The 13,683-nt window shown below is 67.1% G+C and carries 9 protein-coding genes and 1 riboswitch; of the genes, 4 read left to right on the top strand and 5 right to left on the bottom strand.

Features of this window, described 5'->3' with window-relative positions; genetic code table 11:
- Positions 1–60: 60 nt before the first annotated feature.
- Positions 61–312: a GlsB/YeaQ/YmgE family stress response membrane protein gene (locus LRM18_RS12870; protein ID WP_014648887.1), complete on the top strand. Its 252-nt coding sequence runs from the start codon at positions 61–63 to the stop codon at positions 310–312.
- Between the two features lie 72 nt (positions 313–384).
- Here the strand turns inward: LRM18_RS12870 and xth are convergent, their stop codons facing one another.
- The 4 genes from xth to LRM18_RS12850 form a co-directional block, all read right to left on the bottom strand.
- The gene (gene xth, locus LRM18_RS12865; protein WP_130768304.1) at positions 385–1,152 is read right to left on the bottom strand and encodes an exodeoxyribonuclease III; all 768 of its coding nucleotides are present in this window, start codon (positions 1,150–1,152) and stop codon (positions 385–387) included.
- Between the two features lie 131 nt (positions 1,153–1,283).
- On the bottom strand, positions 1,284–2,693 hold the full coding sequence (locus LRM18_RS12860; RefSeq protein ID WP_270954767.1) for a coniferyl aldehyde dehydrogenase: 1,410 nt from the start codon (positions 2,691–2,693) through the stop codon (positions 1,284–1,286).
- Between the two features lie 198 nt (positions 2,694–2,891).
- Entirely contained in the window at positions 2,892–4,553 is a 1,662-nt protein-coding gene (locus tag LRM18_RS12855) for an MFS transporter (RefSeq protein ID WP_057494016.1), read from the bottom strand.
- Positions 4,554–4,666: 113 nt separating this feature from the next.
- A complete protein-coding gene (locus LRM18_RS12850; protein ID WP_049471111.1) occupies positions 4,667–6,094 on the bottom strand; it encodes a DcaP family trimeric outer membrane transporter in 1,428 nt (475 codons plus the stop codon).
- A gap of 245 nt (positions 6,095–6,339) precedes the next feature.
- On the opposite strand from LRM18_RS12850, the gene acs reads away from it, so the two are divergent.
- The 3 genes from acs to LRM18_RS12835 all read left to right on the top strand — a co-directional run bounded on the left by acs (position 6,340) and on the right by LRM18_RS12835 (position 10,036).
- Positions 6,340–8,283: an acetate--CoA ligase gene (gene acs / locus LRM18_RS12845; RefSeq protein ID WP_154331415.1), complete on the top strand. Its 1,944-nt coding sequence runs from the start codon at positions 6,340–6,342 to the stop codon at positions 8,281–8,283.
- A gap of 111 nt (positions 8,284–8,394) precedes the next feature.
- A complete protein-coding gene (locus LRM18_RS12840) occupies positions 8,395–9,060 on the top strand; it encodes a response regulator transcription factor (RefSeq protein ID WP_006477308.1) in 666 nt (221 codons plus the stop codon).
- Positions 9,061–9,282: 222 nt separating this feature from the next.
- Positions 9,283–9,372, top strand: a riboswitch (yybP-ykoY riboswitch).
- 88 nt (positions 9,373–9,460) lie between these two features.
- The gene (locus LRM18_RS12835; protein ID WP_270954766.1) at positions 9,461–10,036 is read left to right on the top strand and encodes a manganese efflux pump MntP family protein; all 576 of its coding nucleotides are present in this window, start codon (positions 9,461–9,463) and stop codon (positions 10,034–10,036) included.
- Positions 10,037–10,199: 163 nt separating this feature from the next.
- On the opposite strand, the gene LRM18_RS12830 is transcribed toward LRM18_RS12835, so the two are convergent.
- The gene (locus LRM18_RS12830) at positions 10,200–13,646 is read right to left on the bottom strand and encodes a PAS domain-containing hybrid sensor histidine kinase/response regulator (RefSeq protein ID WP_057494425.1); all 3,447 of its coding nucleotides are present in this window, start codon (positions 13,644–13,646) and stop codon (positions 10,200–10,202) included.
- Positions 13,647–13,683 lie beyond the last annotated feature (37 nt).

Here is a 13,683-nt window from a genome sequence, read left to right as displayed (position 1 = left end):
CACGACGGGTTCACGGCCGTGCGCGTCAACTGGTCACAGTTCCCCACCGGAGGTTCGATCATGGGCATCATCATCTGGCTGATCGTCGGCGGCATCGTAGGCTGGCTGGCCAGCATCATCATGAAGCGCGATGCCCAGCAGGGCATCATCCTCAACATCGTGGTCGGCATCGTCGGCGCGCTGATTTCCGGCTGGCTGTTCGGCGGCGGCATCAACGAAGCGATCACCCTTCGCACCTTCCTGTTCTCGCTGATCGGTGCGGTGATCCTGCTGGCGATCGTCAACCTGTTCACCCGCAAGAGCATACGGTGATCTGAGGGTAGTGCCGGCCGCTGGCCGGCAGATGTTCCAGAACGGGCCCGGCAATCGTCGGGCCCCGTTCGTTCAACCGATCTGCACCCACGCCGGCGCGTGGTCGCTCGGGCGTTCCCAGGTGCGCGGCTCGCGGTCGATGCCCGAGGCCACCGCACTGCCCTTCAGCGCCTCTGAGACCAGGGTCAGGTCGATGCGCAGGCCCAGGTTGCGGCGGAAACCGGCCGCCCGGTAATCCCACCAGCTGAAGGTACCCGCCTCGTCGTTGTGCAGGCGGAAGCCATCGTGCAGGCCCAGCTGCAGCAGCTTGGTGAGCGCGCCGCGCTCGGCGGTGGAGGTCAGGATGTGGTTGTCGTTCCACACCTCCGGGTCGTGCACGTCGCGGGCGTCCGGGGCGATGTTGAAGTCGCCCATCACGATCAGCTTCGGGTGGCGCTGCAGCTCCTGCGCGACCCACGCATGCACCGCTTCCAGCCAGCGCAGCTTGTACGCGTACTTGTCGGTGCCGATATCCTGGCCGTTGACCACGTACAGGTTGATCACCCGCAGGTCGCCGAAGGTGCCAGCGATGACGCGCTTCTGCTCGTCCTCGAAACCGGGAATGCCGATCTGCACGTCCTGCGCCGGCTCACGCGACAGCAGCGCCACGCCGTTGTAGGTCTTCTGGCCGGCGAACACGCTGCGGTAGCCGGCGGCGATCAGCGCCGAATCGGGGAACTTGTGGTCCTCCAGCTTGGTTTCCTGGATGCCGACGATGTCCGGGCTGAAGTCCTTGAGCCACTGCTCCAGGTGCGGCAGGCGGACATTGAGCGAATTGACGTTCCACGAGGCGATTTTCATGCGGGCATTCTACCCGGGTGCGCTTGGCACGCGTGCCACCCCAGGTGGGCACCCACCGGTAGTGCCGGCCGCTGGCCGGCAACCCCATGAACCGTCGGCAAGACCCCGCAGTTGCCGGCCAGCGGCCGGCACTACCGAAGCAGCAGCTTCAACAACCCCGCAATCTTCGAGTACGGCGGGCGCAGCCGGTCGCTGGCGGCCCAGCGCGACTGCCACAGCACCGGCAGCCGCTTGCTCATCGCATCGAACCCGGCCCGGCCATGGTACGCGCCCATGCCGCTGGCCCCGACCCCGCCAAACGGCAATCCATCGGCGGCGAAGTGCAGCAGCGTGTCATTCACCGTCACCCCGCCGGCCACCACCTGGCCGAGGATGCGCTCTACCGTCGCCGTGTCGTGGCTGAAGGGATACAGCGCCAGCGGCCGGTCGCGGGACAGCACGTCGGCCAGCGCCGCCTCCAGGTCCGGGTAGGCCCGCACCGGCAGGATCGGCCCGAAGATCTCCTCGCGCATCAGGTCCAGGTCGTCCGGCGGGTCCAGCACCACGGTCGGCACCAGCAGGCGCTCGCGGTCGGCGCGCGCGTCATCCACCTGCGCCAGCGGAATCACCGGCACCCCGCGCTGCCGCGCCTGTGCCAGGTAGCCCTGCAGGCGCCGGTACTGGCCTTCATTGATGATGCGGGTGTAGTCGTCGGCATCGCTGAAGTCGCCATAGCGCTCGCGCACCTGCTGCTGCAGCGCCTGCACGAACTCGCGCTGGCGCGCGGTATCGATCAGCACGTAATCCGGTGCGATGCAGGTCTGGCCCGCGTTGAACCACTTGCCGGTGGCCAGCCGTGCGGCGGCTTTGTCCAGCGGGAAATCACGGCAGACGAGGGCCGGCGACTTGCCGCCCAGTTCCAGCGTGACCGGTACCAGATGCTCAGCCGCGGCGGCCATCACCTTGCGGCCGACCGCCGTCGAGCCGGTGAACAGCAGATGGTCCAGCGGCAGCGAAGACACCGCAGCCGCCACGTCCGCCCCACCCTGCACCACTGCCACCCGATCGGGCGGGAACACGCTGGCCAGCAGATCGGCCAGGAACGCACTGGTGCGCGGCGTGTGTTCCGAAGGCTTCAGCAATACGTGGTTGCCGGCCGCAATCGCGGTGGCCAGCGGCACCAGCGCCAGCGTGACCGGGTAGTTCCAGGGCGAGATCACCCCGACCACGCCCAGCGGCGTCGGCCGCAGCTGCGCGCGCGCTGGCCACAACTTCCAGCCCGCCGATGCCCGCTGCGGCTTCGACCAGCGCCGCAGGTGGCGACGCAGGTGGTCGATGGCCGACAGCACACTCATGCCATCGGCCAGCTTCGATTCAACGTGGGCGCGGTGGCCGAAGTCTTCGGCGATGGCCTGGGCCATTTCGTCCAGTCGCGGCTTGAGCGCCTCGCGCAGGCGGCGCAGGTCGGCTTCGCGCTGGTCGAGCGTGGGCCGCTGCGACTGCCAGGCGCTGCGCAGGGTGTGCAGGAGAGCGGGGAGGTCTTCCGGCGTAGTGGTGGTCATGGGCCGACTATACGGGGTGCTGCGCAACGCAATGGTAGTGCCGGCCGCTGGCCGGCAAGGGCTTCATGTGCGCGGCGATTCAGGAGGTTGCCGGCCAGCGGCCGGCACTACCGGATGCGGGCCGAGTGGGCACGGCCCATAAACAGAAAGGCCGCGGTCTGCACCGCGGCCTTTCCTTCACTGCATGGAACCCACCGGTTACTTGGTGATATCCACGTCCTTGGTCTCACGCAGGAACAGGCCGCCGATCACCACCGACATCAGCGCGATGATGATGGGGTACCACAGGCCGTAGTAGAGGTTGCCGGTACCGGCCACCAGCGCGAACGAGATCGCCGGCAGGAAGCCACCGAACCAGCCGTTGCCGATGTGGTACGGCAGCGACATCGAGGTGTAGCGGATGCGGGTCGGGAAGAGTTCGACCAGATAAGCGGCAATCGGACCGTAGACCATGGTCACGTACAGCACCAGCAGCCACAGCATGAAGATGGTGCCGGCGATGTTGATGCGGGCGCCGTCGGCCTTGGCCGGGTAGCCGGCGGTGGTCAGGGCGGTCTTCAGTTCCGCACCGAACGCATCGGCCTTGGCCTTGCCTTCTTCCTTGGTCAGGCCAGCGGCCTCATACGAGGTGACGCTGGCACTGCCCACGTTCACCATCGCCAGCGAACCGGCGGCGGCGGGCTGCACGTCGTACGGCACACCGGCCTTGGTCAGCGCGGCGGTGGCCACGTCGCAGGAGCTGGTGAACTTGCGCAGGCCCACCGGATCGAACTGGAACGAGCAGGTGTTCGGATCGGCCACGACCAGCGCCGGCGAGCTGCTGCGGGCTTCTTCGATGGCCGGGTTGGCGAAGTGGGTCAGGCCCTTGAAGATCGGGATGTAGGTAACAGCTGCCAGCAGGCAGCCGGCCAGGATGATCTTCTTGCGGCCGATACGGTCGGACAGCCAGCCGAAGAAGATGAAGAACGGCACGCCCAGCGCCAGCGCCGCCGCGATCAGCAGGTAGGAGGTGGTGGCATCAACCTTCAGCATGCTGCTGAGGAAGAACAACGCGTAGAACTGGCCGCCGTACCAGACCACGGCCTGGCCGGCCGCCGCACCGAGCAGGACCAGCAGCATCAGCTTCAGGTTGCCGCCCTTCAGGCTGTCACGGAACGGCGTCTTGGAGCCCTTGCCCTCGGACTTCATCTGCTGGAACAGCGGCGATTCGCTCAGCTGCAGGCGGATCCATACCGACACGCCCAGCAGCAGGATCGAGACCAGGAACGGGATGCGCCAGCCCCAGGCTTCGAAGGCTTCATTGCCCAGGAAGTAGCGGCAGGCCAGGATGATCAGCAGCGACATGAACAGGCCGAGCGTGGCGGTGCACTGGATGAAGCTGGTGTACAGGCCGCGCTTGTCGTCCGGCGCATGCTCGGCCACGTAGGTGGCAGCACCGCCGTACTCGCCGCCCATCGCCAGGCCCTGGGCCAGGCGCAGGATGATCAGGATCACCGGCGCGGCGAAACCGATCGAAGCGTAGTTGGGCAGTACGCCGACCAGGAAGGTCGAGATGCCCATGATCAGGATGGTGACCAGGAAGGTGTACTTGCGGCCGATGCGGTCGCCGAGGCTGCCGAAGAAGGCCGCGCCGAACGGGCGCACGAAGAAGCCGGCGGCGAACGCCAGCAGGGCGAAGATCATGCCCGTGGTTTCATTGACGCCACTGAAGAACTGCTTGGCGATGATGGCCGCGAGCGAGCCGTACAGGAAGAAGTCATACCACTCGAAGACCGTGCCGAGGCTCGAGGCGAAGATGACCTTCTTGTGGCCCTTGGTCAGGGTGCCCGCTTTATGTGCGGTGCTGGGTGTACTGGACATGGGACGTTTTCCCTCTGTAGGTGCCGACCGCCGGTCGGCACTCAATCTCGGTGGGTGCCGGTCACGGGACCGGCTCCGTTCTGGGTAGGTGCCGGCCGCTGGCCGGCACGCTCTTAGAAGCTGTACTTCGTGGTGAACTGCAACCGGGTGATGTCACCCTTGTTGCCGTTCTCCACTTCGCGACGGCCGTACATCAGCTCGGCGCCGATATCGACCTTGGGCAGTGGTGAATAGAAGATGTTGCCGCGGATGCTCTGCACGCTCTTGGTCACCAGCGGGCCGAGGATGCTGTCGTTGTCGTAGTCGCTGCGCGCGTAGATCAGGTTGGTGCGCAGCTTCGGCGAGAACGCATGCCGCCAGCCGACATAGCCGGCCAGCACGCCGGTCGGGTTGAGCTCATCGCGGGCCACGTCGTAGGCGCTGTCGGCGGTGATGCCCAGGCCGATGTAGCGGGCGATGCCTTCGCCGCCGGTCAGCTGGTAGTGCAGCGAGTCGCTGTCACCCATCACCCACTTGCCGCCCAGGGTCAGGCCGCCGGCCACCTTGTCGGCCTTCGCGCCGGTGGCCTGGTTGTCGACCTTCAACTGGCGGACGATGCCACCGACACCGAAGGTGCCCCAGTCACCCTTCCAGCCATAGCGCAGGGTCAGGTCGGGCAGGCTGCCACGGTCGGAGTTGGCGCTGGCGTTGGTCCAGGCACCGGTGACCGGGTTGCGGCTGCCGGTGAGGGTGGTGGTTTCCGGGTTTTCCAGCGCGACGCTGAAGCCGCCCTGGGTGTAGCGCACCTGGGCCTGGCGCACGAAGATCACGCCGTCGGTGGGGCCGACGAAGTCGACCGCTTCGGGCAGTGCGGCCGCGTCCATGAAGTTGGACCAGGTCTGGCCGGCCAGCCAGTTGTTCCAGTACATGTAGGCGTGGCGCAGGGTCACGCCATAGGTGTTGGTGGCGGTCTGGTTGCCCAGCGAGTTGCCGAAGAAGTCCATCTCGAAGAACGCACCGGCCTTGTTGCCCGATTCGCTCACGTTGTCGATGCCCAGGTTGAAGCGCGAGAACTTGGCATGGGCGTTGAAGTCGGTGCCCGACCGCTTGCCGCTGCCGCCGGCGCCTTCCACCGGGGTCTGGCCAGGCAGGTACAGCGAGCGGCCGGTGGCGTCGTCGGCCAGCTGTCCATCGCTGGTCTGGGTGGCCAGGAAGTCGGCCTTGATGAAGCCGCCGATCTTGACCGTGGTGCCCGGTGCGGCGCCCGGGGTGAGGGTGGTGACCTGGATCGGCTGCTTGCCGGCCGGCACCTGCGCGACCGGCTTCTGCTCGGCCTGCACCGTGCGCACTTCGGTCACCGCCTGCTGGGTCTGGCTGATCTGGGTCTGTTGTTGTTGCTGCGAAGACAGCAGCAGCTGGACCTGGCGTTCCAGTTCGGCAACGCGTGCTTCCAGTGCTTTCTCTTTGGCGGTCTCTGCGAACGCCATGCCCGGTGCGACCAGGGCGACCAGCAGGCAGGCCGCCAAAGGTGTGCGCACGGCTTTCAACGTACGGTGGCTCATGTTGCCCTCTCTCCCAAGTGGCAAGGTGATGCCGCGCGTGGGGCACGGTCGAGCCGAGACTGCGGGGCGATTATGTACAGCGGCTATTCGCCATTGGTCGAACCCGCCCCTGCTGGGCGCTCACTTTCGACCATGGTCTAACCAGGGTGGTGACGCGACCGGGGGTGGATGGGGCAAACTGAGGGGGATCGGTCGCTGCGATGCTGCGACCGCACATACAAAGTCAACGTGCAAGTGAGGGTGCCATGGCTGATATCTACCCCGTCGATCCGCAGTTCGCCGCCAAGGCACGCATCGACAAGACGTCGTACGAACAGCAGTACCAGGCGTCGGTGACCGACCCGGATGGTTTCTGGGGCAAGGCCGCCGAGCGCCTGCAATGGATGCGCAAGCCGACGAAGATCAAGAACGTCAGCTATGACCTGTCCAACTTCCACATCAAGTGGTTCGAAGATGGCGAGCTCAATGCCAGCGTGAACTGCCTGGATCGGCAGCTGGAAACGCGCGGCGACAAGACCGCCCTGCTGTTCGAGCCGGACGGCCCGGATGCACCGGCCCAGCATGTGACCTATCGCGAGCTGTACGAGCGCACCTGCCGCCTCGGCAACGCGCTGCGCAACCTCGGCGTCAAGAAGGGCGACCGGGTCACCATCTACCTGCCGATGATCGTCGACGCCGCGGTGGCCATGCTGGCCTGCGCGCGCATCGGTGCGATCCACTCGGTGGTGTTCGGTGGCTTCGCGCCGAACTCGATCGCCGACCGTGTCAGCGACTGCCAGAGCAAGCTGATCATCACCGCCGACGAAGGCCTGCGCGGTGGTCGCAGGATTCCGCTGAAGGCCAACGTCGATGCCGCGCTGAAGCTGCCGGGCACGAACACCGTGGAGACCGTGCTGGTGGTGCGCCACACCGGCGGCGCGGTAGACATGCAGGCCCCGCGCGACCGCTGGTTCCACGATGTGGTGGACAGCCAGCCGTCCAGCTGCGAACCGGAACGCATGAACGCGGAAGATCCGCTGTTCATCCTCTACACCTCCGGTTCCACCGGCAAGCCGAAGGGTGTGCTACACACCACCGGCGGCTACCTGCTGTACGCGGCCTACACCCATGAAGCGGTGTTCGACCTGCGCGAAGACGATATCTACTGGTGCACCGCCGACGTCGGCTGGGTCACCGGCCACAGCTACATCGTGTACGGGCCGCTGGCCAACGGCGCGACCTCGCTGATGTTCGAAGGCGTGCCGAACTACCCGGACACCTCGCGCTTCTGGAACGTCATCGACAAGCACAAGGTGACCATCTTCTACACCGCCCCGACCGCCATCCGTGCGCTGATGCGCGAAGGCGAGGAGCCGGTGAAGAAGACGTCGCGCGCGTCGCTGCGCCTGCTCGGCAGCGTCGGCGAGCCGATCAACCCCGAAGCCTGGCGCTGGTACTACGAGGTGGTCGGCGACAGCCGCTGCCCGATCGTCGATACCTGGTGGCAGACCGAAACCGGCGGCATCCTGATCTCGCCGCTGGCCGGCGCGATGGACCTCAAGCCCGGTTCGGCCACCCTGCCCTTCTTCGGCGTGCAGCCGGCGCTGGTCAATGCCGATGGCGAGATCCAGGACGGCCCGACCGAAGGCAACCTGATCATCCGTGATTCCTGGCCGGGCCAGATGCGCACGGTCTACGGCGACCACCAGCGCTTCATCGACACCTATTTCCGCACCTACCCGGGCAGCTACTTCACCGGCGACGGTTGCCGCCGCGACGAAGACGGCTACTACTGGATCACCGGCCGCGTCGACGACGTGATCAACGTGTCCGGCCACCGCATCGGCACTGCCGAAGTGGAAAGCGCGCTGGTCTCGCATCCGAAGGTGGCCGAAGCGGCGGTCGTGGGCTTCCCGCATGACGTGAAGGGCCAGGGCATCTACGCCTACGTCACGCTGGTGGCCGAAGAGGCGCCGAGCGATGAACTGCACAAGGAGCTGATCGCCTGGGTGCGCAAGGAGATCGGCCCGATCGCCACGCCGGACCACCTGCAGTGGGCGCCGGGCCTGCCGAAGACCCGCTCGGGCAAGATCATGCGCCGCATCCTGCGCAAGATCGCCGAGAACGCGCCGGACCAGCTGGGCGACACCTCGACCCTGGCCGACCCGTCGGTGGTGGCGTCGCTGGTGGACGAGCGCAAGGTGCGCTGACGTACGACCCGGGGCCGGACCCCCGGGTTGGATCCCGTTCCGCCAGGAACGGGCTCTGCCCCCCCGGAGGATCTGGCCCCATGCAGTTTCCCCCCACGGTTCCCCCCGACCATGACCACCCTCCTGATTGCCGATGACCACCCGCTGTTCCGCGAAGCCCTGCGCGGGGCGGTACAGCGGGTCATCCCCGGCGTGCAGCTGTTCGAGGCCGACAGCGTGGAAGCGCTGTATGCACTGGCCGACCAGCACAACGACGCCGACCTGGTCCTGATGGACCTCAACATGCCTGGTGCACAGGGTTTCAACGCGCTGGTGCACATGCGTTCGCTGCACCCGCACCTGCCGGTGGTGGTGGTGTCCGCGCGCGAGGAAGCCACGGTGATGCGCCGCGCGCTCGACCACGGCGCGCTCGGCTTCATTCCCAAGTCCGCCGACTCGGACACCATCGGCCATGCACTCGGCACCATCCTCGATGGCGAAACCTGGGCGCCGCCGGAGGCGCACAACGTGCCGCCCACCGGCAGCGAAGAACGCGAAGTCGGCCAGCGCCTGCGTGAGCTGACCCCGCAGCAGTTCCGGGTGCTGCAGATGCTGGGCGCAGGTCGCTTGAACAAGCAGATCGCCTACGACCTCAATGTCTCCGAAGCGACGATCAAGGCCCACGTCACCGCCATTCTGCGCAAGCTCGGCGTGACCAACCGCACCCAGGCCGTGCTGATGGCCGGCAAGCTGGCGATCGACGACGACGCCATCGTGCTGCCGCCGGAAGAAGATTGAGGTAGTGCCGGCCGCTGGCCGGCAGTCACCTGGAACGCCTTGAAACGCCCTGGTAGGTGCCAAGCTTGCTTGGCACGCTTCTACCGACGCTCCTGCCGGCCAGCGGCCGGCACTACCCGACACCGCTGCGCTCGCGATATAGCCATCGCTATACAAACCAGCCCTGCCTGCGCGTTTCGCTGGAAATGCGCCACGCGCGAATCGCGGTGCTAAGCTTCGCGTCCCCTTGGGGAGTAGCCGGATTCCTTCGCAGGAATCGTCCACGTCAACATACTCGGCCAGTGCGCCGTGGCGTGGACAACCATGATGGTTGGCGAGACCAGCGGCCCGCGCGCGCAACGTCAGGTTGGGCGCGAGCGCAGGCCGTGCGTCCGTCCTTGCCCGACCTCAGCAGCTGTCCATGTCCCCCATTTCGATCCTCCTGATCGGCTTCGCCATGTCCACCGATGCCTTCGCCGCGGCGATCGGCAAGGGTGCGGCCATGCGCAAGCCGGTGTTCCGCGATGCACTGCGTGCTGGCATCATCTTCGGCGTCATCGAGGCGATCACGCCCATCATCGGCTGGCTGTTGGGCCGCGCCGCGCTGCAGTACGTCGAAGCCTTCGACCACTGGATCGCCTTCGGCCTGCTCTGCGCGCTGGGCATCCACATGATCTACAACGGCCTGCGCCCGGACAATGCCGAGGAAGACGAAGACCCCTCGCAGCACCACGGCTTCTGGAAGCTGGCGCTGACCGGTTTCGCCACCAGCATCGACGCGATGGCGGTAGGTATCGGCCTGGCCTTCATGGACGTGCATATCGGCGTGATGGCCACGGTCATCGGCCTGTGCACGCTGACCATGGTCACCGTCGGCATCATGCTCGGCCGCGTGCTGGGCAGCATGGTCGGCAAGCGTGCCGAGATCATCGGTGGCGTGATCCTGGTGATCATCGGCGCGACAATCCTGTACGAGCACCTGCACGGCGTGGGGTAAAACGCCGAGAGCGAGCGATTGCATGGTTGCCGGCCAGCGGCCGGCACTACCAGACGTCACATCCACGCAGGGCGTGGATCTACTGCCGGGCTGATGAAGCTTTGGTAGATGCCCGACTTGCCTGGCATGGTTTCACGTCGTGGTTGCCGGCCAGCGGCCGGCACTACTGAGCATCGCGCAGCGCGCCCAGGAAGGCGCGCAGCGAGGCCGGCTTGATCGGCTTGGTCAGCACGCGGTAGCCACGCTCGCGTGCCATCCGCTTCAGTTCGTCGCGGCCATCGGCGGTCAGCAGCGCACCCGGCAGCGGGTAACCGGCCGCTTCGCGCAACGCCACCAGCGCATCCAGGCCATCCATGCGGTCGTGCAGGTGGTAATCCACCAGCATCACCTGCGGGCGCTCGGCGATCTTCTCCAGTGCCTGGTCAACGGTGGCGGCAGTGATCACCTGTACCTGCCAGCGACCGAGCAGCGCACGCATGCCGTCGAGGATCTCCTCGTCGTTGTCCACGCAGAGCACGCGCAGGCCCGCCAGGGAGTCGCTGCGCACGGGTGCCGCTACAGCCTGTACCGGCGCGGCCAGGTCCGTATAGCCCGGCAGCGCTGCCACCCGCGGCAGGATGATCGAGAACATCGAGCCCTTGCCGACCCGGCTGCGCGCGCTGAGGCGATGGTCGAGCAGGCGCGAGATGCGCTGGCAGATCGACAGGCCCAGGCCCAACCCCTGCTCACCCCAGTCGAACGGCTGCTGGTAGCGATGGAACTCATCGAAGATCTGCCGCATGTGGTGCTCGGGAATGCCCGGGCCGGTATCCCAGACCTGCAGCTCCACTTCATCGCCACGCTGGCGCACCGCCAGCACGATGCGGCCCTGGCGGGTATAGCGCAGCGCGTTGGCCAGGAAGTTCTGCAGCACGCGCCGCAGCAGGCGGCGGTCACTGCGCACCCAGGCCGGGCGCGCAAACAGGTCCAGGCGCAGGCCACGGCCGGCGGCGACCGGGGTGTACTGCGCCGCCAGCTCGCGCATCAACGCACTCACGTCGAATTCGCCGATCACCGGGTGCAGGCCACCGGCGTCGAGCCGGGAGACATCCAGCAGGCCATCGAGCAGTTCTTCGGCCGCACGCAGCGACGCATCCACGCGTTCGGCCAGGTGCTTCTGTTCGTCACTCACGTGGTCGCTGTCGCGGAGTGCGGAAGCAAACAAGCGCGCAGCGTTCAGCGGCTGCAGCACGTCGTGGCTGATCGCCGCCAGGAAGCGGGTCTTCGACTGCTGCGCGACCTCGGCCTCATGCGAGCGCTCGGCCACGCGCTGTTCCAGCGTTTCGTTGGCTTCCAGCAGCGCCTTCTCCGCGTGCTTGTAGTCGGTGATGTCGTTGTAGCTGGTCACGTAACCGCCGCCGGGCAGCGCCTGGCCGCGCATCTCGATCACCTTGCCGTCGCTGCGCGTGCGCTCGAACACATGCGGCGAACCGGCGCGCATGTAGCCGATGCGGCGATTGATCTGCACTTCGATATCGCCCTCGCCCAGCTCGCCGCGCTCGGCGTTGTAGCGGATCAGGTCGGCGACCGGGCGGCCCACATAGAGCATGCCGTCGGGGTAGCCGAACATGTCCTGGTAACGCCGGTTCCACGCGGTCAGGCGCATGTCCGGATCGACCACGCTGACCCCGGCGCTGATGTTCTCCAGCGTGGTCGACAGGATCTCGCGGTTGAAGCGCAGCTCCTGCCCGGCTTCGTCGAGCACCGCCACCACTTCGCCCAGGTCCATGCCCGAACCACGCAGCAGGCTGGTCAGCAGCAGGCGCGCCGAGGCCGCACCAATCGACGCGGCCAGCAGGCGTTCGGTGAACTGCACCCACGGCCGGTCCGCAGGCGCCGAAGACTGCAGCTCGCGGCCCAGCGACTGTGCCTGCTCGAAGAACGAGCGCCGTGCATGGCGCTCGCCGACCACGCGCGAGGCCAGCGCCAGCAGGTCGCCCACGTGCACGTGGCCGGGCCAGCCACCGGCCACCGACGGGCGCTCGGCATACGGGTCGAGGAACGGCGCGGCGCGCAGGCGCTCGTCGACGCCGGGTCGCCAGCGTGCGGACACCAGCATCATCGTCGCCGCGTTGACCAGCAGCGACCAGAACGTGCCGTGGGTCAGCGGGTCCCAACCGGTCATGCCGAACAGCTGCTGCGGGCGCAGCCACTCGATGCCGAACGGGCCGTGCTGCACCCAGGCGGCATCGACCCAGCCGGCCATGGTCATCGCCGGCAGCAGCAGGGTGTACAGCCAGGTGGCGAAGCCCAGCAGCATGCCCACCTCGACGCCGCGCCGGCTGGCACCGCGCCAGTACAGGCCGCCGATCAGGCCGGGCGCGAACTGCGCTACCGCCGCGAACGCCATCAGACCGTACGAGGCCAGCGTGCTGTCATTGCTGCTGGTGCGGTAGTAGCTGTAGGCCATCAGCGCCAGCAGCAGGATCGCCAGGCGGCGGATCCACAGCACGCGCGAGGCGACGTCGGCCGCCTCCTGGTGGTCGCCGCTGCGACGCAGCAGCACCGGCATCACCAGGTCGTTGCTGACCATGGTGGCCAGCGCGATGGACGACACGATGACCATGCCGGTGGCCGCCGAGAAGCCGCCCACGTAGGCGATCAGCGCCAGCGCATTGCGGCCTTCGGCCAGCGGCAGGGCCAGCACCATCGAGTCGTCGGCCACGCTGCCGCCGGTGCCGAACAGGGTCACGCCGGCGGTGGCGATCGGCAGCACCATGCCGGAGATCAGCACCAGGTAGCCGCCGAACATCCAGCGCGCGCGGCGCACGTCGCGTACGTCACCGCACTCGACCACGGCCACGTGGAACTGGCGCGGCAGGCAGATGATGGCGAGGAAACTGAGCAGCGTCTGCGAGATGAAGCCCACCGGCGGCAGGCCAGTGAACAGCGTATGCACTGACTGCACCACCGCGTCGGTGCGGTTGCTCAGCCACAGGTAGGCGAACACGCCCACGGCCAGCATCGCCAGCAGCTTGATCACCGATTCGAAGGCAATCGCCAGCATCATGCCGTGGTGGTGCTCGGTGGCATCGACCTGGCGGGTACCGAACAGGGTGGCGAACAGCGCCATCAGCAGGGCCACGTACAGCGCCGGATCGGTGAAGAAGCCGGTGGGACCGGTGTTGCCGGTCAGCACCTGCAGGCTCATCGCCACTGCTTTGTACTGCAGGGCCAGGTACGGGATGATGCCGATCAGGGCGATGATCGCCACCAGCGCCGCCAGCCGCCGCGAGCGGCCGAAGCGCGAGGAGATGAAGTCGGCGATGGAGACCACGTTCTGGCTGCGCGCGATCAGCGCCAGGCGCTCGATGATGCGCCACCCGAACAGCAGCAGCAGCAGCGGGCCGATGTAGATCGGCAGGTAGCCCACGCCGTTGCGCACGGCGGTGCCGACCGCGCCGTAGAAGGTCCACGACGAGCAGTACACGGCCAGTGCCAGGCTGTAGACCACCGGCCGCAGCCACGGCCGGTCGGGGTACATCGGCCGACGGTCGCCCCACCACGCCACGCCGAACAGCAGCGCGGCATAGGCAACCGAGACCAGCAGCAGGATCCAGCTGGAGACCACGCGCGCGTTTCCGTCGGAAGAACCCGCAGTGTAGGCC

Source organism: Stenotrophomonas sp. PI_27, assembly GCF_027854495.1.
Lineage (GTDB): Bacteria > Pseudomonadota > Gammaproteobacteria > Xanthomonadales > Xanthomonadaceae > Stenotrophomonas > Stenotrophomonas pavanii.
Note: the sequence above shows the minus strand (reverse complement) of the source record. Positions and strands in the feature narration are given on the sequence as shown.